This is a genomic window from Streptomyces roseirectus (assembly GCF_014489635.1).
GTDB classification, from domain to species: Bacteria; Actinomycetota; Actinomycetes; order Streptomycetales; family Streptomycetaceae; genus Streptomyces; species Streptomyces roseirectus.
This window is the reverse complement of sequence record NZ_CP060828.1, coordinates 7,220,146-7,245,395: the sequence shown is the minus strand read 5'-3', so window position 1 is coordinate 7,245,395 and position 25,250 is coordinate 7,220,146. Positions and strand designations below refer to the sequence as shown.

The following is a 25,250-nucleotide window of genomic DNA, read 5'->3' as shown; positions in this document are numbered from 1 at the left end:
GCGGGGCTGTGTCGATGTGCGGCTACCGCCGCGTGGGCGCGACCAGCCACAACGGCAGCCGCACACGCCATACTTCCCCGCACCCCTCCCCCTTAGGCGCTAATTCCTACGCCCCCGCCGAGCAAGAAACACCGCTCCCCCACCCACGGCCAACAGCGCGGCGGCACCACCCGCGATGTACGGCGTGCTCGAACTCCCCCCGGTCTCCGCGAGGTTCGCCTCGACGGGAGCCCCTGCCTCCTGCGGCTTGACGGAGGTCTGTTCCGTCCCCTCCTCCTTCGGCGGAGCCGGTGCCGGGGCCGTCGGGGTCTCGCACGTCGACTTCACCAGCGTCACGTTCCCCGTCACCTCGGCCACGTTGAGGCTCAACGGGTTGACGCTGACGGAGAGTTCGAGCGCGGTGGCCGCGGCCGTCCGGGACGTGGTCTCCCGCTTGGAGAGGTCGAGCCGGACCTCGCCGACCCCGGGGACGGTCACCGCGGTGGTCCCTCCGGCGGACACCGTGACCTTCTTTCCGAGGACGGTCACCGCCCCGAGCAGATTCGCGTCGGCGACCGGCGCCTTGCCGGTCTCGCAGACCGCCTTGGAGGAGACCGCGCCGACCTCGATGAGGGACAGCAGGGGCAGCCCGGGGACGTGAAGTCGCGCGTGGGCGAGCCGACTTGACGCCTCGGCCTTGCCGTCGGAGACGTCCGCCCTCGCCTCGGCGACGTCCGCGCGCAGGACCTGGAACGGCTTCCCCTTGTCGACGCCGTCCAGCGTCGCGGTGAGCGCCGTCTTCTGCGCGGACGCCGGCGCCTGGACCTCGTTCAGCGAGACGGTCAGGGGGACCTGGACCGTCTTGTTGAGGAGGGAGACGTCGAGCCCGGTCCGCAGGACGACGGCGCTCGCGCGGCCCTGTTCGGTCGCGTGTGCGGTGCTCGCGCCGGCGAGGACCACGGGACCCGCGGTCAACGCCGTGGCCGTCGCCAGCGCGGCGAAACGGCGTGCGGGCATACGGAAGTTGGTGCCTGTCACTGTGGTGGGACCCCCAGTAGTGATTGCTCGGGACCCCGAAAGAATTACGCAGTACGAGCGAACGGACAGCGATCCGAACCGAGTTCACACGATCGTGGGTACGTCACTCACACGTTCGACACAACGTCACCTCGTGACACGGCCGTTCAGCACGACGTGTGACGGGGCGGCCAGGACGCGGACGTCCGCACGCGGGTCCTGCGGGTAGACGACGAGGTCGGCGGGGGCGCCCTCGGTGAGTCCGGGGCGGCCGAGCCACGCGCGGGCCTTCCAGGTCGTCGCCGCGAGCGCTTCGAGAGGCGGGATGCCGGCGGTGACGAGTTCGGCGACCTCGGCGGCGACGAGGCCGTGCGGGAGGGTGCCGCCGGCGTCGGTGCCGACGTAGACGGGGACGCCGGCGTCGTACGCGTCGCGGACGGTGTCGTAGCGGCGTTCGTGCAGGCGGCGCATGTGGGCGGCCCAACTGGGGAACTTGGCCTCGCCGTTGGCGGCGAGAGTGGGGAACGTGGCGATGTTGACCAGGGTGGGGACGATGGCGACGCCGCGTTCGGCGAAGAGGGGGATGGTGTCGGCGGTGAGGCCGGTGGCGTGTTCGACGCAGTCGATGCCGGCCTCCACGAGGTCGCGCAGGGAGTCCTCGGAGAAGCAGTGCGCGGTGACCCGGGCGCCGAGTCGGTGGGCCTCGGCGATGGCGGCTCGGAGTGCTTCCGCCGGCCAGGTGGGGGTGAGGTCGCCGACCTCGCGGTCGATCCAGTCGCCGACCAACTTGACCCAGCCGTCGCCTCGTCGGGCCTCCTGGGCGACGTACGCGGTGAGGTCTTCCGGTTCGATCTCGTGGGCGTAGCCCCGGATGTAGCGGCGGGTGCGGGCGATGTGGCGGCCGGCTCGGATGATCGTCGGGAGGTCGTCGCGGGCGTCGGTCCAGCGGGTGTCCGAGGGGGAGCCGGCGTCGCGGATCAGGAGGGTGCCGGCCTCGCGGTCGGTGAGGGCCTGCTGTTCGGCGACGTCCCGTTCGACGGGGCCGTGCGGGCCGAGGCCGACGTGGCAGTGGGCGTCGACGAGGCCGGGGAGGGCCCATCCCTCGACGGTGCGGATGTCGCGGACGGCGGTGGGGCGGTCGTGGGAGACGCGGCCGTCGATGATCCAGAGGTCGTCGCGGATGTCCTCCGGTCCGACGAGGATCCGGCCCTTCACGTGCAGCACCGCTTGATCGTTCATGGGAGGCACCCTAGCCAGCGGGGTTTCCGGTGTCCTCTTCGACGTCCGCCCGTGCCGGGTCCAGCAGGCGGGACAGGAAGTGGCGGGTGCGTGCGTGGCCGGGGGCGCCGATGACCTGGGCCGGGGTGCCCTCCTCCACGACCACTCCGCCGTCCATGAACACCACCCGGTCCGCGACCTCGCTCGCGAACGTCATCTCGTGGGTGACGACCATCATCGTCATGCCGTCGTCGGCGAGCATGCGCATCACCGCGAGGACGTCGCCGACGAGTTCGGGGTCGAGGGCGGAGGTGGGTTCGTCGAAGAGCATGACCTCGGGGTCCATGGCCAACGCCCGTGCGATGGCGACGCGTTGCTGCTGGCCGCCGGAGAGGGAGGCGGGGCGGGCGTGGGCCTTGTCCTGGAGGCCGACGCGGATCAGGTTCTCGTGGGCGACGCGTTCGGCGGCCCTCTTGTCCCTTCTGAGGACCCGGCGTTGGGGCAGGGTGAGGTTCTCGGTGACGGTGAGGTGCGGGAAGAGGTTGAACTGCTGGAAGACCATGCCGATCCGACGCCGCGCGGCGTCGATGTCGACGTCGGGGTCGGTGAGTTCGACGCCGCGGACGACGACTATTCCGCGCGTCGGCTGTTCGAGCAGGTTGACGCAGCGCAGCAGGGTCGACTTGCCGGAGCCGGAGGGGCCGATGACGCAGACGACCTCGCCGCGCGCGACCTCCAGGTCGATGCCGCGCAGCACCTCGTTGTCGCCGAACGCCTTGTGCAGTCCGGTGAGTTGGATCTCGGGCGGGCTCACTTGGCCTCCATCCGCCGGACCACGAAGCCGAGCGGGACGGTCACCAGCAGGTAGCACAGGCCCGCGACGAGGATCGGCGTCGAGTTGGCCGTCGTGCTCGCCAGGTCCCGTCCGTACTTGGACAGTTCGCGTTCCTCCAGGGTGACGCCGAGGAGGAGGACCAGGGAGGAGTCCTTGAAGAGGATGATCAACTCGTTGGTGAGGGGCGGCAGGATGATGCGGACGGCCTGCGGGATGACGACGGACAGCATCGCGCGGGCGGGGCTGAAACCGAGCGAACGGGCCGCCTCCGTCTGCCCTTCGGGGACGGCCTGGATGCCGGCGCGGAACGTCTCCGCCATGTAGGCGGCGCCGACCAGGCCGAGGGCGAGGGCGGCCTTGCCGTAGGTGCCGCCGACGATCTCGGTGCCGGGGAAGGCGAGGGGGACGGCGACGCCGATGAAGACGAAGATGAGCAGGGCGGGCAGGCCCCGGAAGATCTCGATGTAGACGCCGGCGACCCAGCGGTAGGGGCCGACGGACGACAGTCGCATCAGCGCGATGACCAGGCCGAGGACGAGTCCGAGGGCGAACCCCGAGAGCGTGTAGAGGACCGTGTTCCTGAGGGCGAGGGTGATGACGTCCGGGAACATCTGGCGGGCGATGTCGCCCTGCGCGAACTGGTTGCGCAGACGGCCCCAGTCGGCGCCGAACGCGAAGGCGAGGACGGCGGCGGCGAACACGGCGTACTGGACGGCGCGGGAGGTCCGCTGTTTCTGACGTCTCGTCAATTTGCGTTTCGTAGCATCGAGTTCGGTCATGACGCGGACGGGGACGCCGCCGGTGATGATGTCGCCGTCGCGTCGTACGGGCCGATCCACTTCTCGTACAGCGTCTTGTACGTGCCGTCCGAACGAGCCTGTGTCAGCGCCTTGTTGATGGCGGCGAGGAGTTTCGTGTTGCCTTTCCGGACCGTGAAGCCGTACTGCTCGCCGGTGTTGAGGTTGTCGACGACCCGGAAGGCGTCGGCGTTCGTCTTGGTCTTCAACCACCCTTGTACGACGGGGTAGTCGATGATGACGGCCTTGACCTGGCCGGTGCGCAGGCCGCTGAGGACGGCGTCGGAGGACTCGAAGGAGACCGGGTCGAAGCCCTGCTTCTTGGCGTAGTCCTCGCCGGTCGTCTGGGCCTGCGCGCCGAGCCGCGCACCCTTCGCCTTCACGTCGGCGAGCGAGGTGAGGCCGCTGTTCCTGTCGACAAGGACGGCCTGGGTGGCGTCGAAGTAGGGGTCGGAGAAGTCGACGTTCTTCCTGCGTTCGGCGGTGATGGTCATGCCGGCGGCGGCCACGTCGCACTGGCCCGAGTTGAGGAAGGCGCCGGTCTTGAAGTTCTCGAAGGGGGTGTCGAGGATCGTCTGCCGGACGCCGAGTTCCTTGGCGACGAGGTCGATCAGGGAGACGTCGAAGCCCTGGACCCTGCCGTCGATCTCCGACTGGAACGGGGGGTAGGGCAGGTGGGTGCAGGTGGTGAGTTGTCCGGCCTTGGCGAGTTTCACGCCGCCCGCGGCCGTCGCGGAGGCGCCGGCGCCGTCGTCGCTCGATGTGCAGGCGGTGAGGGTCGCGAGGAGGAGGGCGGGGAGGAGGGCTGCGGTGGGGGGGGCTGCGGTGAGGGGGCGGGCCGGGCGGGGGGTACGGCGGCCGGGGAGCGGGTGCACATGGACCTCCGTAGGGGTTGCCCTGGTTTTTCCCTGATGCCTGGTGTTCGGCGGTGCCTGGTGTTCGTCGTCCTGTGTCGACGATCAGGGAGGCCGGGCCGTCTCTCAAATCGGGCCGGGGGCGGTGGGGGCCGTACGGATGAACGGGCGCGGGCTCGGGCCGGGGGCGGCGGCCGGTTACCCTCGTCTGCGTCGTCCGTCCGTGAGCAGCGAAGAGAGCAGCGCCGTGACCTCCCATCCCTTCCTCGACCTCGCCCCGCTGAGCGCCGCGCACTTCGCCTCGATCGAGGACCGGGTGGCGAAGCTGCTGGGCACCTCCCAGGACGTCGTGATCATGCAGGGCGAGGCGCTGCTGCCGCTGGAGGGGGCGATCCGGGCGACCGCCGGGCCCGGGACGACGGCCCTCAACATCATCACCGGCCCCTACGGGCAGACGTTCGGGAACTGGCTGCGGGACTGCGGGGCGACGGTGATCGACCTGTCGGTGCCGTTCCACACGGCGGTGACGGCGGCGCAGGTGCGGGCCGCGTTCGCCGAGCACCCGTCGATCGACTTCGTGTCGCTCGTCCACGCGGAGGCGGCGACCGGGAACACGAATCCCGTAGGGGAGATCGGGGAGGTCGTACGGGAGTACGGGGCGCTGTTCTACCTCGACGCGGTGGCCTCCGTCGGGGCGGAACCCGTAGTACCTGAGGCGTGGGGTGTCGATCTGTGCGTCATCGGGGCGCAGAAGGCGATGGGCGGGCCGGCCGGAGTGTCGGCGGTGTCGGTGAGCGAGCGGGCGTGGGCGCGGATGGCGGCGAACCCGGGTGCGCCGCGCCGGTCGTACCTCTCCCTGCTCGACTGGAAGGAGCGGTGGGTCGACGCGGGCCGCAAGGTCCTCCTGCACGCGCCCGCGCAGCTGGAGATGCTCGCCCTTGAGGCGTGCCTCTCCCGGATCGAGACGGACGGGCTCGACGCGGTCATGTCCCGCCATGCCCGCGCCGCCGCCGCGACCCGCGCGGGCGCGCTGGCGCTGGGTGGGGGTTCGGAGCTGGGCAGGGGGCTTGAGGCGGGTGGAAGTCCGGAGCTGGGTGGAGGGCTTGAGGCGGGCAGGGGCCTGGCGCCGTACGTCCACGACGCCGCCGAGGCCGCGCCCGTCGCCACGACGCTCCGTGCGCCGGCCGGGGTGCCCGCCTCCGAGCTGGTCGCCCGCGCCCTCGAAATCGACCCCTCGCTGCCCCTCGCCGCAGGCGGCGGTGCCCTGGCCGCCGAGATGATCCGGGTGAACCACTACGGGGCGCACGCGACGCTCGCCGTCGTGCTGGGGTGCCTGTCCGTGCTGCGGGATGTGCTGGCCGAGCGGGGGGTCCCGGTGGGGTCCGGGGAGTCGGTGCGGGAGGCTGCGGAGGCGGCTTGGGGGTAAGGGGCGGTGGCTCGCGGGTAGTACGGGTAGCCCCGTAATACCCCCGAGCCACTTCGCGGCGGGCGAACCCCCGTGCGAGTCCTCCCCGGTTACGCCATGCTCGGCGCATGACGACCGACTCCCCCTCCCCCGGCGCCCCCTCCCCCGGCACCCCCGAAGCGCCCTTCACCCTCCCGGACGGCCGGCCCCTTCCTCCGTGGACCGGCGACGAACGGGGGATGCTGGAGGGGTGGTTGGACTTCCACCGGGGCACGCTGGCGACGAAGTGCTCCGGGCTGGACGACAAGCAGGTGCGGCAAGCCGCAGCCGAGCCGTCGGAGTTGACGCTGCTCGGGCTCGTGCAACACCTCGCCGAGGTCGAACGGAACTGGTTCCAGCGGGCGTTCGCGGGACTCGACGTGCCGCACGTGTACGGGGAGGAGACCGGGTTCCCCCTCTCCCCCGACCGGGGGCTCGACGAGGCGCTGGCCGACTGGCGGCGCGAGATCGCGCGAGGGCGTGAGCTGACCGCCGGGCGGTCCCTGGACGACCTCGGACACGTTCCGGACGGTCCGCTCGCCGGGACCCCCATCAACCTCCGCTGGATCCTCGTCCACCTCATCGAGGAGTACGCCCGGCACAACGGCCACGCGGACATCCTGCGGGAGGCGATCGACGGGACGAAGGGGTTCTGAGCGGAGGCGGCCCGGATGGACCGGCTTCACCCCTCGGACACCGGCCCGGGTGAGCGTCGGTTCACCCCCGGACGCCGGCCCGGGTGAGCGCCGGTTCACCCTCGGACACCGGCCCGCCCGGGTCCGTCAGCGAACCCGCCCCGACCCCGCCCGGATTCCGTCAGCGGGCCCGCTCCGAGCCCACCCCCACCCCGCTCCCCGCCCGACCGACTGCTTCAGCCCAGCGCCGGGTAATCCGTGTACCCCTCCACGCCGCCCCCGTAGTACTTCGAGGGGTCGGGCTGGTTGAAGGGGCCGTCGGCCTTGAGGCGGGCGGGGAGGTCGGGGTTGGCGAGGAAGAGCTGGCCGTAGGCGATGAGGTCGGCGGTGCCGTTCTCGACGAGGGCGAGGGCGTCGGGGCCGGTGGGGCCGTCGGTCGCGGGGTTGAGGATGAACGCGTTGCGGAAGCCCTTGCGGAGCACCGGGGTCAGCTCGCGGAAGTCACCGGTCTCCAGGACATGGACGTACGCGATGTCCAGCCGGTCGAGTTCGGCGATCAGGGCCGTGTACGCGGGCTCGGGGTCGGGCTCGGAGATGCTGTTGAGGGAGTTGCCCGGCGAGAGGCGGATGCCGGTGCGGGCGGCGCCGATCTCGGCCACGACCGCGCGGGTCACCTCGACGGCGAAGCGGATGCGCTTCTCGGGCGAGCCGCCCCAGTCGTCGGTGCGCAGGTTGGAGCCGGGCGCGAGGAACTGGTGGATCAAGTAGCCGTTGGCGCCGTGGAGTTCGACGCCGTCGAAGCCCGCGTCGACGGCGTTGCGGGCGGCGCTCGCGAAGTCGGCGATGGTCTCCTGGATCTCGGCGTCGGTCAGCTCGCGGGGCGTGACGAAGTCCTTGGGACCCTCGGCCGTGTAGACCTGCCCCTCGGCGGCGACCGGCGAGGCGCCGACGTTGTGGTGGCCCTCGGGCAGCAGCGAGGGGTGCCCGATGCGCCCCGCGTGCATGAGCTGGGCGAAGATCCGGCCGCCGGCCTCGTGGACGGCGTCGGTGACCACGCGCCACGCGGCGACCTGCTCGGCGGAGTGCAGCCCCGGAGTACTGGGGTACCCCTGGCCTACCACGGACGGCTGAATACCCTCGGTGACGATCAGCCCGGCCGTGGCCCGCTGGGCGTAGTACTCGGCGGTGAGTTCGGTGGCCAGCCCTCCTTCGCCGGCCCGGCTACGGGTCATCGGGGCCATGACGATCCGGTTGGCGAGGGGGGTGCCGGAGAGGTCGACGGGGTCGAACGCGGTGGTCATGGAAGCCTCCACAAAACGAGTTATATGGCCGACCAAATAAGTCGGCGAGCGTCACCCTACCCGCCATTTAATTGGCCGGCCAAGCATCGCCGGACACCCCGCCGGTAGACTTCCGGGCACCGCACGACGAGACGGGGAGTGGCCGATGGAGGACGGTGAGCACGGGGACGCCGGCCAGGCACCCTCGGACACGAGCCGGGGCCCCCTGGACGCGGGCCGGACACACCCGGCCACGAGCCGGGCACACCCGGGTACCGGCCGGTCACGCAAGTGCGGCCCCGTCAACCACGCCCTGATCCGCACCGCCCGCCAGCACCGGCACGTCAGCGCCCGGCTGCTGCGCGGCCTCGGCCTGCATCCGGGCCAGGAGCTGGTGATGATGCACCTCTGGGGCTGCGGCGCCGCCCGCCAGTCCGACCTCGTGAAGCTCCTCGACCTCGACCCCTCGACGGTCACCAAGATGCTCCAGCGCCTGGAGCAGGCCGGTCACGTGCGGCGCCTGCCCGACCCGGCGGACGGCCGCGCGGTCCTCGTCGAGGCCACCGACACCAGCTCGCACCTCCTGGACGAGGTCGAGCGGGCGTGGACGGAGCTGGAGGAACGCTCCTTGGCCGGGTTCGGCGAGGAGGAGCGGGCGGTGTTCCTCTCGCTGCTGCGGCGCGTCGAGGACAACCTCTGCACGGGCGACCGCCCGGAGAGCTGCTGACGGGCCATCAGGATCCGTCAGCGCCCACCGACGTCCGTCAACTCAGCGCCCCCAGCAGGCGATCCACGTCGTCCTGCGTGTTGTAAAGGTGGAACGCCGCCCTCAAGTTCCCCTCCCGGTCGGAGACCTGGATCCCCGCCTCCGCCAACTCCGGCTGGCGATGCCCCAGTTCGGGGACGGAGACGATCGCCGACCCCGGTGCGGGCAGCACCCGGTGGCCCAGCGCGGTGACGCCCTCGCGGAAGCGGTCCGCCAGGGCGAGGTCGTGCGCGTGGATCGCCGACACCCCCAGTTCCTCGACGAGTTCGAGCGAGGCGCGCAGGCCCGCGAAGCTGAACAGCGCCGGGGTCGTGTCGAACCGGCGGGCGGAGCGGGCGAGTTCGGCGACGGGGCCGTAACAGCTGGCCCAGGGTTCCTCCCCCGCGACCCAGCCGGCGAGCAGCGGAACGAGGTCGCCGAAGTCCTCGGGGACGGTCAGGAAGGCCGAACCGTGCGGTCCCATCAGCCACTTGAAGGTGACGGACGCGGTGTAGTCGTAGTCGTCCGCGTTGAACGGCAGCCAGCCCGCCGCCTGGGAGAAGTCGACGTATGTCCGTGCGCCGTGGGTGCGGGCCGCCTCCCTCAGGGCGTCCAGGTCCGCGATGCGGCCGTCCGCGGACTGGGCCGCGCTGACCGCGACCAGTGCGGTGCCGGGGCGGACGGACTCGGCGATCCTTTCCAGGGGGACCGTGCGGATCTTGAGGTCGTCGCGGACGTGGAACGGGTTCAGCACGGACGCGAAGTCGGCCTCGGCGGTGAGGACTTCGGCGCCGGGCGGCAGCGACGCGGCGATCAGGCCGGTGTGCGCGGCGACCGACGCGCCCGCCGCGACGCGGTCCGCGCTCACGCCGGTCAGCCGTGCGTAGGCGGCCCGGCAGGTCTCGACGTCCGCCCACAGGCTGTCCAGCGGGCGTCCCTCGGCGCGCAGGGTCACCGCGTCGTGGATCGCGGTGACGCCTCGGGCGGGTATCAGGCCGGTGCCGGCCGTGTTGAGGTACGTGGTGCGGGGCGTGAACTCGGCGCGGACGAGGGCTGCGAAGGTCGTCTCCATGCCTCCACTCTGCGGGGCGCCGACGGTGGCGTCCATCGCCGGTCGCTAAGGCGTACCGGCAACAGACGCTAACGCGAGCGGGTCGTCAGCCGCGCGGCGGGACCGCGCAGCCGTCCGGGCCGCAGGCCGCCGCGTCGTCGTCCTGCGCGATCAGCTTCAGCGGCGGGCGTTCGCCCCACGCCTGGGTCAGGGCCTGCGCGAAGACCTCTGCGGGCTGGGCGCCCGAGACGCCGTACTTCCGGTCCAGGACGAAGAACGGGACGCCGGTCGCGCCCAGCTCGGCCGCCTCTCGCTCGTCCTCACGGACGGCGTCCGCGTACGCGTCCGGGTCGGCCAGCACCTTGCGGACGGCGTCGGCGTCGAGTCCGGCCTCGACCGTCAGCTCGACCAGGCGCTCGTCACCCTCCGTATACACGGAGCGCTCCTCCGCGAAGTTCGCGCGGTAGAAGATCTGGAACAGCTCGCCCTGCTTGCCGTGCTCCTTCGCGAAGTGCAGGACCCGGTGCATGTCGAACGTGCTGCCGTGGTCCCGGCCCCGCGTGCGGTACTCCAGGCCCTCGGCCTCCGCCTGCGCCCCCACGTTGTCCTCGGCGGCCTGCGCCTGCGCCTCACTGATCCCGTACTTCTTCGCGATCATCGGCACAACGGGCCCGATGTCACTCTTGCTCCGCCCCGGATCCAGCTCGAACGACCGGTGCACCACCTCCACCTCCCCCTTGTGCGGGAAGGCCGCCAGCGCCTTCTCGAAGCGGGCCTTGCCCACGTAGCACCACGGGCAGGCGATGTCGCTCCAGATCTCGACGCGCATGTTCCTCGGCTCTTTCCACTCTCGCACCACGACGAAGCCACCCTCCGTCGCTTACCTGAACCTTCAACCAGCCGGTTTCATTCCCGGGGGTCTGCCGGGTGCACGAGGCCAAGGAGGCTCACGCGCTGGGTACCGCGTAGCGCAGGAACAGGTGGTGGTCCCCCGGCTCCGGCGGGTTCTCCGGGTCGGGGGTCCACCCCTGGCGCGCGTAGAACGCCTGGGCACGCCGGTTGTCGACGTGGACGTCGAGGACGGCGGTCTCACGCCCGTCGGCTCGCCAGTGCTGTACGCATGCGGCGTGGAGGACGGTGCCGAGGCCGGTGCGCCAGTGGTCGGGGTCGATGTGGAACTGGAAGAGTTTCACGAGCGTCTGTGCGACGCCCGGTGGGCGGAAGGAGGCGATGCCGACGATGCGCTCGCCGGCCAGGGCGCACAGCACCCGCCCGTCCGGGTTCCCGATGGCCGTCCGCCACGCCGCGAGCCAGTCCGTGCCGTCGTCCGGGAGGCCGTCGGGGTAGTAGGTGGCGCGGGCGCGGCGGTGGAGGGTCGTGATCGTCTCGGCGTCGGAGAGGTGCGCCTCGCGGATCAACTGCCGTCCCTCAAGTCCTTGGGCCAGTAAGGGCGGTACTCGATGTGGTCGTAGGTGACGACGCACTGTTCGCCCATCGGGGACTGGGCCATGAAGCCGACCAGCGCGGCGCCGGTCTCGTCCGTGTCGCCGAGGGTGAAGAGGCGGACGAAGGTCCAGTGTTCGCCGTCGCGGGAGGCGTGGAAGGCGAAGGCGCGGCCGGTGCGGCTGATCCGGAGCCAGACGGAACTGCCGTCCACGGTGAAGGAGTTGGCGTCGTCGGAGTGGCCCCGGGTGACGACCGTGCAGACGGTGGGGACGGTCGGGGAGAGTTCCAGGCAGAGTTTGGCCCAGGCGCGGTCGCCGACGTGGACGTACAACACCCCTGCGTCGAAGGCGGACTTGAAGCCGACGGTCACGCGGGCGATGAGCTGGAAGTCGCCGTCCGGGGCGCCCAGCAACCGGGGGGCGTCGGAGGCGGGTTCGAGGGATTCCTCGGTGGGTGAGACGAAGCGATCCTGCCGGGCCCCGGCCCATCCGCTGAGCACACCGTCGTCGTAGGCCCAGTGGCCGTCGGGCCCGTAGGTCCGCAGGGGGAAGGGCAGTTGGGGTACAGAAAGATCCATGCGCGCATCATCGCAGGGAAGAACGACGGACCTGAAGGGGCGCGGCGGTGCCTGCCGCGCCCCCTGCCGTCTCAGCGCTCCAGGACCCCGTTGAACCGCCGGGGCAGCCCCAGTTCGTTCTCGTCGCGCAGCTCCACCGGCAGCAGCGCGGCCGGCGTGGTCTGGTAGACGACCGGCCGCATCCAGCGCTCGATGGCCGTACCGCCGACGGACGTCGAGGTGGACGTGGTGGCCGGGTACGGCCCGCCGTGGTGCTGAGCGGCGGCCACCGCGACGCCCGTGGGCCAGCCGTTGACGAGCACGCGTCCGGCGAGCGGCGTCACCTCGGCGAGGAGGTCGGCGCCGCGGCCCTCACCGGCCGCCTCGGCCTCGGAGAGCTGCACGGTGGCGGTGAGGTTGCCGGGGAGGCGGGAGAGGACGGAGGTGACCTCGGCGTCGTCCTCGTAGCGGACCACGACGGTCACCGGGCCGAAGCACTCCTCGAGGAGCAGGTCGTGCTCGCCCTCGGCGGCGAGGCGCGCGGCCGGCACCGTGAGGAAGCCGGGGCTGACGGTGTGCTCGCCGCCCGCGCCGGGCGTGACCGGCGACTCGACGTCGGCGAGGCGGGCGCGTTCGGCGACCCCGGCGATGAAGTTGTCGCGCATGCGGTGGTCGAGCAGGACGCCCGCGTCGGTGTCGCTGACGGCGTCCGTGAGGGACTTGACCAGCCCGTCGCCCGCCGCGCCGGACGGCACGAGGACGAGGCCCGGCTTGACGCAGAACTGGCCGACGCCGAGCGTCATGGACCCGGCGAGGCCCGTGCCGATGGCCTCGGCGCGCTCGGTCGCGGCGGCCTCGGTGACGACGACGGGGTTGAGGGAGCCCAGCTCGCCGTGGAAGGGGATCGGGGTGGGGCGCGCGGCGGCGGCGTCGAAGAGCGCGCGTCCGCCCCGGATGGAGCCGGTGAAGCCCGCGGCGGCGACCAGCGGGTGCTTGATCAGCTCGACGCCGGCCTCGAAGCCGTGGACGAGGCCGAGGACGCCGTCCGGGATGCCGTGCGCGGCGGCGGCGCGGCGGATCACCTTGGCGACCAGCTCGGACAGGGCCGGGTGGTCGGGGTGGGCCTTGACGACGACGGGGTTGCCCGCGGCGAGCGCGCTCGCGGTGTCGCCGCCGGCGACGGAGAACGCGAAGGGGAAGTTGGACGCCGAGTAGACGGCGACGACGCCGAGGGGCACCTTGTAGCGGCGCAGGTCGGGGATCGGCGGGGTGGCCGTGTCGTCGGGGTGGTTGATGACGACGTCGAGGAAGGCGCCCTCGTCGACGATGGCCGCGAACGCGCGGAGCTGGTAGCAGGTGCGGGCGAGTTCGCCGCCGAGGCGGACCGGGCCGAGCGCGGTCTCCGCGTCGGCGGTCTCGACGAGGGCGTCCTTGGCCACTTCGAGCTGGTCGGCGGCGCTGCGCAGGAAGGCCGCGCGGACGGCGCGGTCGGCGAGGGAGGCGCGCGCGTCGTGGGCGGCGCGGACGGCGGCGTCGACCTCCTGGGGCGTCGCCTCGTCGGCCACCTGCTCCCGCTGCTTCCCGGTTCGGGGGTCGACACTCCAGACTGGTGCTGCTGCCACCGGGGGTCCCTCCAACAAGTCGTGCCGCGGTGTCCTGTCACCACCAGGGCTGTTCGATATACTGAACACTGTCTCTGATGGTGAATATGCTGTTGCAGACTATAACTTCAGCTTCTTGTCGAACGAAGGGGTCACAGTCGATGTCGGCAGGCGAGGCGGGGGGCGGGGCCCAGGTCAAGTCCGCGGTGCGGACGGTCGAACTGCTGGAGTACTTCGCGGGCCGGCCCGGGATGCACTCCCTCGCGGCGGTCCAGGAAGCGGTCGGGTACCCCAAGTCCAGCCTCTACATGCTGCTGCGCACCCTGGTCGAGCTGGGCTGGGTGGAGACGGACGCGACGGGCACCCGGTACGGCATCGGCGTGCGCGCGCTGCTCGTCGGCACGTCGTACATCGACGGCGACGAGGTCGTGGCGGCGGCCCGCCCGACGCTGGACCGGCTGTCGGACGACACCACGGAGACCATCCACCTCGCGCGCCTGGACGGCACGAACGTCGTCTACCTGGCGACCCGGCAGTCCCAGCACTACCTGCGCCCCTTCACGCGCGTGGGCCGTCGCCTCCCCGCCCACTCGACGTCCCTCGGCAAGGCCCTGCTGTCGACGTACGCGGACGAACAGGTCCGCAAGATGCTCCCCGAGACGCTTCCGGCGCTGACCGAGCACACCATCACGGACCGCGAGAAGCTGATCGAGGAACTGCACGTCATCCGCGAGCAGGGCTTCGCCGTCGACCGCGAGGAGAACACGCTGGGCCTGCGCTGCTTCGGCGTCGCGATCCCCTACCGCACGCCCGCGCGCGACGCGATCAGCTGCTCCGTCCCCGTCGCCCGCCTCACGCCCGCGCACGAACAGCTCGTCAAGGACGCCCTGTTCGACGCCCGCGACCGCCTGACGCTGGCGACCCGCAGGCTCTGACCCCGCAGGCTCTGACGTACATGAGCGTTCGATGAGAAAACGGGACGGACGGGAACTCTCGGCGGGGTCCCGTTCGTCTGTTTGTTCGTATGAACAGGACCATCAGGCGTACCGCCGTCTTCGCGCTGCTGCTCGTGTTCGCCCTGCTGGTGAGGGCCACATGGGTGCAGTTCTACGAGGGCAAGGCGCTCGCGGACGATCAGCTGAACCGGCGGAACGCGATCGAGACGTACTCGGCGCCGCTCGGGAACATCATCGTGGCCGGAAAGTCGGTGACGGGGTCCGCGCGGACCGGCGGTGACCTCAGATACAAGCGCACGTACACGGACGGCGAGCTGTACGCGGCGGTCACGGGATACGCGTCGCAGGCGTACGCGCCGACGCAGCTGGAGGGCATCTACGCGGACGTCCTGAACGGCACGGACACGCGCCTGAAGACCGTCATGGACACGGTGACGGACACGCGCGCGGACCCGGGGAACGTGATCACGACGATCGACCCGGCGGTCCAGAAGGCCGGGTACGCGGCGCTGGGCGACAAGAAGGGCGCGGCCGTCGCGATCGACCCGAAGACCGGGCGGATCCTGGGCGTCGTCTCGACACCGTCGTACGACCCGTCGACGCTGACCGACGCGAACACCGCCGGCAGCGCCTGGAAGACCCTCAACGCGGACGCCGACAAGCCGCTCGTCAACCGCGCGCTGCGCCAGCCGCTGCCCCCGGGGTCGACGTTCAAGCTGGTCGTGGCCGCCGCCGCGCTGGAGGACGGCCTGTACGACAGCGTCGACGCGCGGACCGACAGCGAGAACCCGTACACCCTGCCGGGGACGCGGCAGGTGCTGGCCAACGAGAACGCGTCCGCGCCCTGCGAGAACGCCTCGATCCGGGTCGCGCTCCAGTACTCCTGCAACAACGTCTTCGCGCACATGGCCGTCCAGCTCGGCCAGGACAAGGTGCGCGCGATGGCGGAGAAGTTCGGGTTCAACAACCAGGCGCAGGACGTGCCGGTGCGCGCGTACGCCAGCGTGTACCCGAAGGACATGGACCGGGCGCAGACGGGCCTGACGGGCATCGGCCAGTTCGACGTGACGGCGACGCCGCTCCAGATGGCCATGGTGTCGGCGGCGATCGCCAACGGCGGCAAGCTCCTGTCGCCGCACATGGTCGCGCAGGTCACCGACAGCGGCGGGGACGTCCTGGAGGACGTCGACGGGAAGACGTCGACCACGCAGGTCGTCAGCGCGCGGACCGCCGAGCAGCTTCAGTCGGCGATGCAGACGGTCGTCGAGGACGGCACGGGGACGAACGCGCGGATCAGCGGGGCGACCGTGGGCGGCAAGACGGGTACCGCGCAGCACGGCGAGAACAACAGCAAGACGCCGTACGCCTGGTTCACGTCGTACGCGAAGGCCGGGGACAAGGAGGTCGCCGTCGCGGTGATGGTCGAGCAGTCGGACGCGGCGCGCTCGGAGGTCAGCGGGAACGGGCTGGCCGCCCCCGTCGCGAAGGCGATGATGGAGGCGGCCGTCAAGGGCTAGACCTACTTGGTCCCCAGCACCTGCTCGATCGGGTCGATCGCGAAGTACACGACGAACAGCGCGCTCGTCCCCCACAGCAGCCAGTGCACGTCCCGCGCCTTCCCGAGCACCGTCTTGATGAGCACGTACGCGAGGAACCCGGCGCCGATGCCGTTCGTTATGGAGTACGTGAAGGGCATCACGGCGATGGTGAGGAAGGCGGGGATGGCGATCTCGTAGCGGTCCCAGTCGATGTGCTTGACCTGGGTCATCATCAGGAAGCCGACGGCGATGAGGGCGGGCGCGGCGGCCTGGAGGGGGACGATCGTGAGGAGCGGGGTGAGGAACAGGGCCAGGGCGAAGAGACCACCGGTGACCAGGTTGGAGAACCCGGTGCGCGAGCCTTCTCCGACGCCTGCCGCGGACTCGATGTAGGAGGTCGCGGAGGACGCCGAGGCGGCCCCGCCGGCGACGGCCGCCGCGCCGTCGATCAGCAGGACGCGTCCGAGGTCGGGCACCTTCCCCTCCTCGTCCAGCAGCCCCGCCTCCGCGCTGATCCCGACGACCGTGCCCATGGTGTCGAAGAAGTCCGACAGGATCAGCGTGAAGATCAGCAGGACGACGGTGATCACACCGACGCCGGGCGCCCCGAACGCGCCGAACAGGCTGAAGTGCCCGATGAGCCCGAAGTCCGGGGTGTCGACGATCTTGTCGGGCCAGCTCGGCGTCGTCAGGCCCCAGCTCTTGATGTCGGCGATGCCGTTGATGACCATAGCGACGACGGTCATGGTGACGATGCTGATCAGGATCGCGCCCTTCACCTTGCGCGCGAGCAGCCCGATCGTCAGCAGCACCCCGAGGCAGAACACGAGGACGGGCCAGCCGGTGAGGGTGCCGGTGCCGCCGAGCTGAACCGGCACGGTGGTGTTCGCCACGTCGGGGATCCGGGTGACGAACCCGGCGTCGACGAACCCGATGAACGCGATGAACAGCCCGATCCCGACGCTGATCGCCTGCTTCAGCGGCTGCGGTATCGCGTGCATCACGGCCTCCCGCAGCCCGGTGACGACCAGGACGCAGATCAGCAGCCCCTCCAGGACGACGAGGCCCATCGCGTCGTCCCAGCTCATCAGCGGCGCGATCTGGAAGGCGACGACCGCGTTGAGGCCGAGCCCGGCGGCGAGGGCGAGCGGGAGGTTGCCGCCGACGCCCATGACGATCGTCATCACGGCGGCGACCAGGGCCGTCGCGGTGGTCAGCTGGACCGGGTCCAGGGTGTGTCCGTACTTGTCCTTGGCGCTGCCCAGGATGATCGGGTTCAGGACAAGGATGTAGGCCATCGTGAAGAACGTGGCGAAGCCGCCGCGGATCTCCCGGCCGAAGGTGGACCCCCGTTCGGAGATCTTGAAGAACCGGTCGACACTGTTCAGCGCCGGTGGTGCGGCACTGGGCCGGTCGGTCTTCTGCTGCGCTTCGGACATGACGGACACTCCTGGTTGCCAGTTGGATCAGTGCGCGGATGCTGGCTGGATTGTTCCCGCGTTGAACTCTCCTCAGGTTTTCGACGTGTTACGGATTCGGACCCCCGAGGCGACAGGTCCTCCACGCATTGCTCGAAGACCTGTACGAAACACACAAGTCGATCACTGCTACGCTTCCGCATCTCGTCCCGGCAATCTCTCCGGGGCACACCCATGTCTTTCACATGACACCCGGAAGAGGTCACCCGTGGGCACAGTCGTGGACGACGCCGCCTCCGTGGAGTTCCATGCCTTCTTCGACCGCCACTACGCCGAACTGTCGCGTCTGGCCTTCCTGTTGACCGGCGAGTCGGACACGGCCGACGACCTGGCGGCGGACGCGCTGCTCGCGCTGTGGCACCGCTGGGACCGGGTGCGCGCGGCCGACCACCCGGTGGCCTACGCCCGTGGCGTCGTCGCCAACCTGGCCCGCACGAAGATCCGCAGCGCGGTACGGGAACGGCGCAGGATCGCGCTGTTCTGGTCACAGCGTGAGGAGAAGACGGAGAACCCGGACGTGGCGGGCGTGGTGGACGTACAGTCCGCGCTGCGTAGACTCCCGTTCCGCAAGCGCGCCTGTGTCGTCCTGCGGCACGCCTTCGACCTCTCGGAGAAGGACACCGCGCTCGCGCTCGGGATCTCGGTCGGTACGGTGAAGAGCCAGACCTCCAAGGGAATGGCCGAGTTGCAGAAACTGCTCGGGGCTCAGAAAGCGCCGCAGCGGGTGCGCGTCGGCATGGCGCGCACCACAGAGTCCGCAGGAAGGGACCGATGACGATGCGGCGGGACGTGCACGACGACTTGCGCGCCCGGCTGCACGAGGCGGCCGGGCAGCACGAACCCGACCGCGCGCGCATCCTGGCCCGGGTGGAGCGCGGCATGATGGCCGAGCCGGACCGGCAGAGCCACCGCGCGACGCGGCCGGTGCTCGGCTGGGCGCGGATCGTGGGCGCGACGGCGGCGGTCGCCGGGATGCTCGCGGTCGGCGGGTACGCGGTGGCGTCGGCGGTGAAGAGCGAACCGCCGGCCGAGCAGACGGTCGCGGTCTCCCCCTCGCCGGTGAAGTCGCCGGACGCGACCAGCCGTCCGCCGAACTCCCCGACGCCGAGCCCCGGTTCGGGCGGCGGGGCGCCGAAGGAGACCGAACCGAGCCCGACGCCGACCCCTCCGGCGGCGTCCTCGCCGTCGCCCGGGGTGAGCGCGTTGCCTTCGGTGGGCGTCCAGGAGGACGGGCCGGTGTGGTCCGACGGGTCGGTCGATCCGCACAGCAACGAGTTCTGGGCGCAGAGCAACATCACGCTCAAGACGTCGAAGGAACTCACCGCGCTGACCGTGCAGTTGAGGGTCGCGCAGACCGGCGGGGTCACGAACACGGGTGCCTGGCGGTCGCTGCCCGAGGGCGACTTCACGGCCACGGTCGTCGAGAAGGACGGGTTCCTCGTCTACACGTGGGTCCTCAAGGACGGGCGGAAGGTCCCTGCCGGGGAGTGGGTCTTCGCCGGGCAGTACGACCACGACCGGGGCGGGCGCGACGCGCGCAAGGACACGTACGTCGCCGTCGGGACGGCGGACGGCCAGGAGCGGGCCGTGGGCGGGGACTTCGCGGCGACGGGCCAGGGCGGGTCCTGAAGTTCCTGGGATTTTCCGGGGTTCCTGGGGTTCCTGGGGTTCCGGAAAAATTTCCGGAACGACGGCAACCTTTCTGCCCCGGGTGACCACTTCAGGGACGGCACCACTCCCTGAACGACGGAGCACCCCCCTTGAGCACGCACAGGAAGCACCTCTCCCGGCGCCGGATCCTCGGCGCGTCCGCGATCGGCGTCGCCGCGGCGGGCGCGGCCGGGGTCGCCGGGTACGTCTCGTCGGCGGCGGCAGCGGCCTTCGGGTATGCCGACGACGGCAGGAACTACGTGGTCACCACGGGTGCGTCGCTGGTCTTCAAGGTGTCCAAGTCGACCGGCGACATCACGTCGCTGGTCTACCGGGGCAAGGAGTACGAGGGGTACGGGGGCCGGCACTCGCACGTCGAGTCGGGCCTCGGCAGCGCGGCCGTCACCGTGAAGCAGTCCGGCTCGACGATCCTCGTCAAGGCGGTGCGCGGCCCGATCACCCAGTGGTACGCGGCGCGCGCCGGCCAGGACAACGTGTACCTGTGGACGGACAAGGCCGACGCGTCGTTCACGGCGACCCGCTTCATCGTCCGCCTGAGGCCCGGTGTCTTCCCGGGCGGGGGGTCGGACTCCTGGATCGAGGCGTCGGACAAGGTCATCGAAGCCGGTGACGTCTGGCGGCGCGCCGACGGTACGACCCGCTCCAAGCACTACTCGGGCAAGCGGGTCGCCGACTACGACTACATCGGCTTCAAGGGCGCGAACTCGGCGCTGTGGCTGGTGCGTTCGAACCACGAGAAGGCGTCGGGCGGCCCGTTCTACCGCTCGCTGCTGCGGCACTCCAACGAGCTCGGCGCCGGGCTGTACGAGATCCTGCACTACGACCAGGCCCAGACGGAGCCGGAGCGGTTCGGGCTCCAGGGCCCGTACGTCCTCGCGTTCACCGACGGCGGCGCGCCCTCGTCGTCGCTGTTCCACGCGAACCTCGACACGTCCTGGGTCGACGGGCTCGGCATCACCGGCTGGGTCGGGAAGAAGGGGCGCGGCAAGGTCGCGGGCGTCGGGCTCAAGGGGATGTCGGCGGCGCACCCGTACACCGTGGGCTTCGCCAACGCGGACGCGCAGTACTGGACGGAGGCGGCGAGCGGGACCGGCGCGTTCTCCTGCCCGGGGATGCTGCCGGGGACGTACGAACTGACCGTCTACAAGGGCGAGTTGGCCGTGCATCGGACGTCCGTGAAGGTGACGGCGGGGGCGACGACCGCGCTCAACTCCCTGACGGTCAGCGGTGATCCGTCCGTCGCACGGACCATCTGGCGGCTCGGGGACTGGAACGGGACGCCGGACGGGTTCAAGAACGCGACGCTGATGACGTACGCGCACCCCTCCGACGGCCGGGCGGCGAAGTGGACGGGCGATGTGACGATCGGCGCCGGGGACGCGGCGTCGTTCCCGGCGTACCTGTGGAAGGCCGTCAACGACGGGGTGCGGATCCACTTCAAGCTGACGCCTCAACAGGCTTCCGCTGCACGGACGTTGCGGATCGGGGTGACGGACGCGTTCGCGGGCGGGCGGCCCCGGGTGACGGTGAACGGCTGGACGTCGGCGATCCCGGCGGCGCCCGCGCAGCCGTCGACGCGGTCCCTGACGACTGGTTCCTACCGGGGCAACAACCACACCTTCACGTACACGATTCCGGCGACGGCGCTGGCGGCGGACAACGTGCTGACGCTGAACATCGTCAGCGGGTCGAGCGGCGAGACATTTCTGAGCCCGGGGACGTCGTTCGACTGCGTCGATCTACTGGCGTGATTGCGTGTTTCCGGTGAGCCGGGCCTTTTTGCCGGGGAAGTGGAAATCTTCTCCCTTGTTCCCGTAGGCCGTGTTGTGGTTCAGCTGGATCGCGCCGGTGTTGGCGTCCTCGGTGAATCCGTCGAGCGCGTTCTCGTAGGCGATGTTGTCGTTGACGGAATGCGCCACGGACACTCCCCCGCCGCCGAGTTCGAAACCGTTCCCATTGCGGTAGGCGCGGCTTTTCTCGACGGTGACCGGGGACGAGAACTGCCACAGGTCGAGGCCGCCGCCCGTGTTGTCGTACAGGCGGGCGCCGGTCACCCTGTTTCCGGTTCCGGAGCCGAATTTGACGGCGATTCCGTCGGCGTTTCCGTGACTGTCCAGGTTCTGGACGAGGTTGTCCACGGTGCCGTCGCCCCGCAGGGTGAGGCCGGTGTCGCCGTTGTGGGCGGTGACCAGGTCCTTGAAGACGCCGCCGGTGGAGGAGGTGACGACCAGGCCCTGCGCCGGGGAGTTCTGGAAGGTGAGGTTCTCCACGGTCCAGTGGCTGCCGTGGACATGGGCGAGCCAGGCGCCGGCGGGGAGTTTCGAGCCGTCGATCCGCACCTTTTCCTTTCCGTACGCCTTGAGGGTGATGGGGGCGGAATTCGTGCCGTCGGCCGTGGCGGTGAGGGTGGCCGTCGGGGCGTAGATTCCGCCGCGCACGAGAATGGTCGTGCCGGGCACGGCGTTCTTGACGGCGGATTCGAGGTGGGCGGTGTCGGATACGGTGACGGTGCTGGCGGCGGCTTCGGCGCCGTCGTCGGAGAGGCCGAGACAGAAACCGCCGACGCCGGCGGAGAGGGAAATCGCCGCCGCGATCGAGAGGGTACGGGTCCGGCGATGGCGTCCGGGGCTGAGCCGCACGGGGTGTTTCCTTTCCTCGGGTACGGGACCGGAAACGAGTCGTCGCGGCGGTGGGAAAAGGTTGCCGTCCCCGCGAAAAGAGTCGCACGTTTCGCGGGGACGGCGATGGTCGCGGGCTTCCCGGGAGGCTGGGGGGCTCAGTTCATCGTCGCGCCGATGGTCGTCGAGCCCGTCGTCAGGAACGTCGTCGCCGGCAGAGTCCCGCTGGAGCTACGGGAGTTGTACGTCGAGGACGCGTCCGTGGAGCGGAAGGGCGGTGTGCTCACGCCGGAGTCCCAGTTGTTGCCGGCGGAGGTCACCCGGGAGCCCTTGTTGACCGCGCCGCCGCCGTTGCCGACGGCGAGGTTCCTGCCGAGCTTCGCGGAGCCGGTCGCGAAGTAGTAGCCCCACTTGCTGTTGGCGTACGCGGTGGTGCGGTTGATGACGATCGCGCCGGTGTTGCTGTTCTCGGTGAAGCCGTTGCCCGCGTTGCCCCAGGCCGCCGAGTTGTTGACGACGTGGGCGACGGCCTCGCCGTCACCGCCCAGCTTGTAGCCGTTGCCGTCGCCCGCGAACGCCGAGTCGCCCCAGCGGTTGACGCCGTTGCCGAACGCCCAGGTGTGCTCCACGGTGACGGGCGAGGAGAAGGACCAGAGGTCGATCCCGTCATCCGAGTTGTTGTAGAGACGGGCCCCGGTGATCAGATTTCCGCTGCCCGAACCGAACTTGACGGCGATCCCGTCCGCGTTCTCGCCGTGGTTCGCGGCGTCGTAGTGCCCGTAGGAGTCGAGGTTGCGCACGGTGTTGTCGACCGTGCCGTCCCCGGTGAGCGTGAAGCCGGAGTCGCCGCCGTTGATGGTCTTGACGTTGTTCCAGTTGGTGCCGGTGCAGGACTGGCAGACGACGGCGCTGTCCCGGGCGTTCTGGAAGGTGAGGTTGGAGACGTTCCAGTAGTCGGCCGTCAGCTTGAAGATCCAGGAGCCCGCCGGCATCGCCGACCCGTCGATCTTCACGGTCTCGGAGCCGTACGCGGTGAGCGTGATCGGCGCGGAGGAGGTGCCGTTGGCCGTCGACTGGAGCGTGGCCGCCGGGGAGTAGGTGCCGCCGCGGACCTGTATGACGGTGCCGGCGGTGGCGTTCTTGACGGCGTTGGCGAGGTCGGTGGCGTTGCTGACGACCACCGTCGCGGCCTGGGCCTGGGTGGGGAGGACGGCGACGCCGGCCCCGAGGGTCAGGGCGGCGAGTGCGGTGAGGGGGGTGAGAACGGTACGACGAGACATGGAGTGCGGTCCCTTTCGCCGTGGGGGGATGGGGAGTTGGGTGGTGCCTCTTGCGCGGTGGTGCTAGTGGTGCGCTCGGGGACGCCAGTCGCCGAGGTAGGTGCGCGGGGTGTGGACGGCCGCCTCCGCGTCCGTCAGGTGGGGCCGGTTCTCCGGGACGGTGACGGCGGAGCCGGGGCCGGAGTTGCGGTACTCGCGGAAGCGCATGGTCTGCCAGGGGTAGGCGTCGCGCATGTTGGTGTACGGGGTCACGGCGTCGATGCCGGGGCCGATCCAGGTGTCCCGGACCACCAGGGACGGCCAGGCGGTCGTCTCGTACGACGGCACCCACGGGCGGGCGATCTTGTACGCCGCGTCCTCGGCCCCGGAGGTGATCCGGCCGCGCACGGCGAGGAAGCCGTAGGGGTTGGCGCGGGCCGTGGAGGGGGCGAAGACCATGCCCTTGGGCGTGAAGTCCACGTCCCTTCGCAGGGTGTGGAAGCGGCACGCGTCGAAGACGGCGCGGGCACGCCCGAAGACGAAGTCGACGTCGCCCTCGATGTAACAACGCCGGTAATAGTGCCGGTCGAAGACGTCCAGCGCGGTCGTGTCCGCGAACAGGGTGTCCTGGTGGGCGAGGAGACGGACGTCCTCGACGTGGGTGCGGTCGCCGGTGAGGTAGGCGGCGACGGCCTGGGTGCCGGTGATGTCGGGGTGGTCGGCGCGTACCCAGTCGTTCGCCAGGGTGAGGTGACGGATCGTCAGCCCCGGGGCGGCGGAGGTGAAGGTGGCCGAGCCCGCCGTGCCGTAGGTGCCGGAGCCGTCGGGGCGTGGGGTGCCGGCCGCGTTGTCGTGGACGATGACGGCGGCGCGGGGGTCGCGGACGGCGCCCCGGATCGTCAACTCGGCTTTGGACGCGGGGATGTTGACGACCTCGCGGTAGGTGCCGGGGTGGATGACGATGGTCCAGCCGGGGTTGGCGTGGTCCACGGCGGCTTGGACGGAGTCGCCGGGGTGGACGTGGACAACTCGACGGCCGGCGTGGGCGGTTGCCGGAGTCGTCGCCGACAGGACGGCGGCCGTGCTCCCGATGAGAAGGGCTCGTCGGCGCATCGTCAGCACGCCTCCGGTTTCCAGTCGCCCAGATAGGCGGCACGCGTCGCCGACTCGGCTTCCACGGCGGTGAGTTGGGGCCGGTTCTCCGGGACGGTGATCGCGGCGCCGGGGCCGGAGTTGCGGTACTCGGCGAAACGCTGGTCCTGCCAGGGAAAGTTGGCGGACATGTTCGTGTAGGGGGCGACCGCGTCGATGCCGGGGCCGAGGTGGGTGTCCCGGACGGTGAGCATCGGGCGGGCGGTGGTGTCGGAGCTGGGCACCCAGGGGCGGGCCAACTTGTAGAAGGCGTCGGGCGCTTGGCTGCTGACCCGGCTGCGGGTGACCAGGTAGCCGCGCGGATTGGCGCCCGCCGTCGAGGGCGCGAAGACGAACCCGTACGGCGCCCCCGCGAGGTCGGTGCGGTCGAGGGTGCGGAAGTGGCAGCGCTCGAACACGGCGGTCGCGCGGCCGAAGACGAAGTCGACGTCCCCTTCGACGTAGCAGTCCGCGAAGTACTGGCGGGCGAAGGCGCTCAGCGCCGACGAGTCGGCGTACAGGGTGTCTTGGTGGCCCAGGAAGCGGCAGTGGTGGAAGGCGCTGCGGTCGCCCTGGACCTTGATGGCGACGGCCTGCGTGCCGGTGGTCCCGGGGTGGTCGGCGCGCAGCCAGTCGTTGGCGAAGGTGATCCAGCGGGCGGTGAAGCCGGCGGCCTGGACGGTGGTGGTGGCCGAGCCGGTGGTGCCGTGAGTGCCCCCGCCGGGCTTGGGAGTTCCGGCCGCGTTGTCGTAGACGACCACCACGTCACGGGGGTTGTGCGAGGCCCCGATCCAGGTCATGCCGGTACGGGTCGCGTCGACGGCGACCGTCTCCCGGTAGGTCCCCGGCGCGAGGACCAGCGTCCAGCCGGCGCCGGTGGCGGCGGTGACGGCGGCACGGACGGAGGTGAAATCGCCCCGGCCGTCGGCGTCGACGTACAGGGTCTGCGGGGTGAGGCGGGCGGACGGGGAGCCGTAGGGGCCGAACGGGCGTGTGCGGTGCGGGAGTTGGGCCGTCTCTTTGAAAGAGGGGGCCGCGGTGGCGGGGAGCGCGGTGAGGCCGAGGGCGGTGGTCGCGCCGGCGGTCGCCGCGAGGAATCCCCGTCTGGACAAGGGGAGTCGGGGCATGCGGGTACTCCTTG

General features: G+C 70.9%; 24 protein-coding genes. 8 read left to right on the top strand and 16 right to left on the bottom strand.

The features are described 5' to 3' along the window. Nucleotides 1-99 precede the first annotated feature (99 nt). The 5 genes from IAG44_RS31110 to IAG44_RS31090 form a co-directional block, all read right to left on the bottom strand. Nucleotides 100-1,017, bottom strand: a complete 918-nt coding sequence (locus tag IAG44_RS31110; RefSeq protein WP_187750401.1) for an SCO1860 family LAETG-anchored protein — start codon at nucleotides 1,015-1,017, stop codon at nucleotides 100-102. Between the two features lie 126 nt (nucleotides 1,018-1,143). After that, nucleotides 1,144-2,235: an amidohydrolase family protein gene (locus tag IAG44_RS31105; protein WP_187750400.1), complete on the bottom strand. Its 1,092-nt coding sequence runs from the start codon at nucleotides 2,233-2,235 to the stop codon at nucleotides 1,144-1,146. A gap of 10 nt (nucleotides 2,236-2,245) precedes the next feature. After that, entirely contained in the window at nucleotides 2,246-3,028 is a 783-nt protein-coding gene (locus IAG44_RS31100; RefSeq protein ID WP_187750399.1) for an amino acid ABC transporter ATP-binding protein, read from the bottom strand. Next, entirely contained in the window at nucleotides 3,025-3,828 is an 804-nt protein-coding gene (locus IAG44_RS31095; protein WP_187750398.1) for an amino acid ABC transporter permease, read from the bottom strand. Before IAG44_RS31095 ends, IAG44_RS31100 begins: the two co-directional genes overlap by 4 nt. Beyond that, nucleotides 3,825-4,721, bottom strand: a complete 897-nt coding sequence (locus IAG44_RS31090; RefSeq protein ID WP_187750397.1) for an ABC transporter substrate-binding protein — start codon at nucleotides 4,719-4,721, stop codon at nucleotides 3,825-3,827. The genes IAG44_RS31095 and IAG44_RS31090 overlap by 4 nt, the downstream gene beginning before the upstream one ends. A gap of 226 nt (nucleotides 4,722-4,947) precedes the next feature. Between IAG44_RS31090 and IAG44_RS31085 the strand changes: the two genes are divergently transcribed. Next, entirely contained in the window at nucleotides 4,948-6,126 is a 1,179-nt protein-coding gene (locus IAG44_RS31085; RefSeq protein ID WP_246562189.1) for a pyridoxal-phosphate-dependent aminotransferase family protein, read from the top strand. Between the two features lie 107 nt (nucleotides 6,127-6,233). Continuing rightward, nucleotides 6,234-6,800: a DinB family protein gene (locus IAG44_RS31080; RefSeq protein WP_187750395.1), complete on the top strand. Its 567-nt coding sequence runs from the start codon at nucleotides 6,234-6,236 to the stop codon at nucleotides 6,798-6,800. Between the two features lie 215 nt (nucleotides 6,801-7,015). Here the strand turns inward: IAG44_RS31080 and IAG44_RS31075 are convergent, their stop codons facing one another. Next, complete coding sequence (locus tag IAG44_RS31075) at nucleotides 7,016-8,080, bottom strand: alkene reductase (protein WP_187750394.1); 1,065 nt, start codon at nucleotides 8,078-8,080, stop codon at nucleotides 7,016-7,018. Between the two features lie 145 nt (nucleotides 8,081-8,225). Here IAG44_RS31075 and IAG44_RS31070 point away from each other — a divergent pair, with 145 nt between their 5' ends. Continuing rightward, the gene (locus IAG44_RS31070) at nucleotides 8,226-8,786 is read left to right on the top strand and encodes a MarR family winged helix-turn-helix transcriptional regulator (protein ID WP_187750393.1); all 561 of its coding nucleotides are present in this window, start codon (nucleotides 8,226-8,228) and stop codon (nucleotides 8,784-8,786) included. A gap of 37 nt (nucleotides 8,787-8,823) precedes the next feature. Here IAG44_RS31070 and IAG44_RS31065 read toward each other — a convergent pair whose 3' ends face one another. The 5 genes from IAG44_RS31065 to IAG44_RS31050 all read right to left on the bottom strand — a co-directional run bounded on the left by IAG44_RS31065 (nucleotide 8,824) and on the right by IAG44_RS31050 (nucleotide 13,479). Further along, on the bottom strand, nucleotides 8,824-9,876 hold the full coding sequence (locus tag IAG44_RS31065; RefSeq protein ID WP_187752923.1) for an aminotransferase class V-fold PLP-dependent enzyme: 1,053 nt from the start codon (nucleotides 9,874-9,876) through the stop codon (nucleotides 8,824-8,826). 85 nt (nucleotides 9,877-9,961) lie between these two features. Beyond that, entirely contained in the window at nucleotides 9,962-10,684 is a 723-nt protein-coding gene (locus IAG44_RS31060; protein ID WP_187750392.1) for a DsbA family oxidoreductase, read from the bottom strand. 118 nt (nucleotides 10,685-10,802) lie between these two features. Further along, complete coding sequence (locus tag IAG44_RS43825) at nucleotides 10,803-11,273, bottom strand: GNAT family N-acetyltransferase (RefSeq protein WP_246562186.1); 471 nt, start codon at nucleotides 11,271-11,273, stop codon at nucleotides 10,803-10,805. Further along, nucleotides 11,270-11,878 (bottom strand): DUF1349 domain-containing protein, encoded by a 609-nt coding sequence (locus IAG44_RS43820; RefSeq protein ID WP_246562185.1) that lies wholly within the window; start codon nucleotides 11,876-11,878, stop codon nucleotides 11,270-11,272. The genes IAG44_RS43825 and IAG44_RS43820 overlap by 4 nt, the downstream gene beginning before the upstream one ends. A gap of 71 nt (nucleotides 11,879-11,949) precedes the next feature. Continuing rightward, nucleotides 11,950-13,479 (bottom strand): aldehyde dehydrogenase (NADP(+)), encoded by a 1,530-nt coding sequence (locus IAG44_RS31050; RefSeq protein ID WP_187750391.1) that lies wholly within the window; start codon nucleotides 13,477-13,479, stop codon nucleotides 11,950-11,952. A 140-nt stretch (nucleotides 13,480-13,619) separates the two neighbouring features. On the opposite strand from IAG44_RS31050, the gene IAG44_RS31045 reads away from it, so the two are divergent. Together IAG44_RS31045 and IAG44_RS31040 are read left to right on the top strand one after the other, a co-directional pair. Further along, complete coding sequence (locus IAG44_RS31045; RefSeq protein WP_187750390.1) at nucleotides 13,620-14,393, top strand: IclR family transcriptional regulator; 774 nt, start codon at nucleotides 13,620-13,622, stop codon at nucleotides 14,391-14,393. 89 nt (nucleotides 14,394-14,482) lie between these two features. Further along, nucleotides 14,483-15,931, top strand: coding sequence for a peptidoglycan D,D-transpeptidase FtsI family protein (locus tag IAG44_RS31040; protein WP_187750389.1), 1,449 nt, complete (start codon nucleotides 14,483-14,485; stop codon nucleotides 15,929-15,931). 2 nt (nucleotides 15,932-15,933) lie between these two features. Here the strand turns inward: IAG44_RS31040 and IAG44_RS31035 are convergent, their stop codons facing one another. Then, the gene (locus IAG44_RS31035) at nucleotides 15,934-17,391 is read right to left on the bottom strand and encodes an NCS2 family permease (RefSeq protein WP_187750388.1); all 1,458 of its coding nucleotides are present in this window, start codon (nucleotides 17,389-17,391) and stop codon (nucleotides 15,934-15,936) included. A gap of 247 nt (nucleotides 17,392-17,638) precedes the next feature. Here IAG44_RS31035 and IAG44_RS31030 point away from each other — a divergent pair, with 247 nt between their 5' ends. From IAG44_RS31030 to IAG44_RS31020, 3 genes are all read left to right on the top strand, one after another. Further along, nucleotides 17,639-18,205: a SigE family RNA polymerase sigma factor gene (locus IAG44_RS31030; protein WP_187750387.1), complete on the top strand. Its 567-nt coding sequence runs from the start codon at nucleotides 17,639-17,641 to the stop codon at nucleotides 18,203-18,205. After that, on the top strand, nucleotides 18,202-19,059 hold the full coding sequence (locus tag IAG44_RS31025; protein ID WP_187750386.1) for a hypothetical protein: 858 nt from the start codon (nucleotides 18,202-18,204) through the stop codon (nucleotides 19,057-19,059). Before IAG44_RS31030 ends, IAG44_RS31025 begins: the two co-directional genes overlap by 4 nt. Nucleotides 19,060-19,190: 131 nt before the next feature. Then, nucleotides 19,191-20,852 carry a rhamnogalacturonan lyase B N-terminal domain-containing protein gene (locus IAG44_RS31020; RefSeq protein WP_187750385.1) on the top strand — a complete coding sequence of 554 codons (1,662 nt, stop codon included), beginning with the start codon at nucleotides 19,191-19,193 and terminating at the stop codon, nucleotides 20,850-20,852. Here the strand turns inward: IAG44_RS31020 and IAG44_RS31015 are convergent. The 4 genes from IAG44_RS31015 to IAG44_RS31000 form a co-directional block, all read right to left on the bottom strand. Continuing rightward, nucleotides 20,841-21,740: a right-handed parallel beta-helix repeat-containing protein gene (locus IAG44_RS31015; protein ID WP_187750384.1), complete on the bottom strand. Its 900-nt coding sequence runs from the start codon at nucleotides 21,738-21,740 to the stop codon at nucleotides 20,841-20,843. The genes IAG44_RS31020 and IAG44_RS31015 overlap by 12 nt on opposite strands. 137 nt (nucleotides 21,741-21,877) lie before the next feature. Beyond that, nucleotides 21,878-22,999, bottom strand: a complete 1,122-nt coding sequence (locus tag IAG44_RS31010; RefSeq protein ID WP_187750383.1) for a right-handed parallel beta-helix repeat-containing protein — start codon at nucleotides 22,997-22,999, stop codon at nucleotides 21,878-21,880. Nucleotides 23,000-23,062: 63 nt separating this feature from the next. Then, complete coding sequence (locus tag IAG44_RS31005; RefSeq protein WP_187750382.1) at nucleotides 23,063-24,091, bottom strand: pectinesterase family protein; 1,029 nt, start codon at nucleotides 24,089-24,091, stop codon at nucleotides 23,063-23,065. A gap of 2 nt (nucleotides 24,092-24,093) precedes the next feature. Further along, nucleotides 24,094-25,236: a pectinesterase family protein gene (locus IAG44_RS31000; RefSeq protein ID WP_187750381.1), complete on the bottom strand. Its 1,143-nt coding sequence runs from the start codon at nucleotides 25,234-25,236 to the stop codon at nucleotides 24,094-24,096. Between the last annotated feature and the right edge of the window lie 14 nt (nucleotides 25,237-25,250).

What these genes read in the sequence shown, in the direction of transcription:
- IAG44_RS31105 (WP_187750400.1), bottom strand. Translation starts at nt 2,235, where the DNA reads ATGAACGATCAAGCGGTGCTGCACGTGAAGGGCCGGATCCTCGTCGGA.
- IAG44_RS31095 (WP_187750398.1), bottom strand. Translation starts at nt 3,828, where the DNA reads ATGACCGAACTCGATGCTACGAAACGCAAATTGACGAGACGTCAGAAA.
- IAG44_RS31080 (WP_187750395.1), top strand. Translation starts at nt 6,234, where the DNA reads ATGACGACCGACTCCCCCTCCCCCGGCGCCCCCTCCCCCGGCACCCCC.
- IAG44_RS31075 (WP_187750394.1), bottom strand. Translation starts at nt 8,080, where the DNA reads ATGACCACCGCGTTCGACCCCGTCGACCTCTCCGGCACCCCCCTCGCC.
- IAG44_RS31070 (WP_187750393.1), top strand. Translation starts at nt 8,226, where the DNA reads ATGGAGGACGGTGAGCACGGGGACGCCGGCCAGGCACCCTCGGACACG.
- IAG44_RS31065 (WP_187752923.1), bottom strand. Translation starts at nt 9,876, where the DNA reads ATGGAGACGACCTTCGCAGCCCTCGTCCGCGCCGAGTTCACGCCCCGC.
- IAG44_RS31060 (WP_187750392.1), bottom strand. Translation starts at nt 10,684, where the DNA reads ATGCGCGTCGAGATCTGGAGCGACATCGCCTGCCCGTGGTGCTACGTG.
- IAG44_RS43820 (WP_246562185.1), bottom strand. Translation starts at nt 11,878, where the DNA reads ATGGATCTTTCTGTACCCCAACTGCCCTTCCCCCTGCGGACCTACGGG.
- IAG44_RS31045 (WP_187750390.1), top strand. Translation starts at nt 13,620, where the DNA reads ATGTCGGCAGGCGAGGCGGGGGGCGGGGCCCAGGTCAAGTCCGCGGTG.
- IAG44_RS31040 (WP_187750389.1), top strand. Translation starts at nt 14,483, where the DNA reads ATGAACAGGACCATCAGGCGTACCGCCGTCTTCGCGCTGCTGCTCGTG.
- IAG44_RS31035 (WP_187750388.1), bottom strand. Translation starts at nt 17,391, where the DNA reads ATGTCCGAAGCGCAGCAGAAGACCGACCGGCCCAGTGCCGCACCACCG.
- IAG44_RS31025 (WP_187750386.1), top strand. Translation starts at nt 18,202, where the DNA reads ATGACGATGCGGCGGGACGTGCACGACGACTTGCGCGCCCGGCTGCAC.
- IAG44_RS31010 (WP_187750383.1), bottom strand. Translation starts at nt 22,999, where the DNA reads ATGTCTCGTCGTACCGTTCTCACCCCCCTCACCGCACTCGCCGCCCTG.
- IAG44_RS31005 (WP_187750382.1), bottom strand. Translation starts at nt 24,091, where the DNA reads ATGCGCCGACGAGCCCTTCTCATCGGGAGCACGGCCGCCGTCCTGTCG.
- IAG44_RS31000 (WP_187750381.1), bottom strand. Translation starts at nt 25,236, where the DNA reads ATGCCCCGACTCCCCTTGTCCAGACGGGGATTCCTCGCGGCGACCGCC.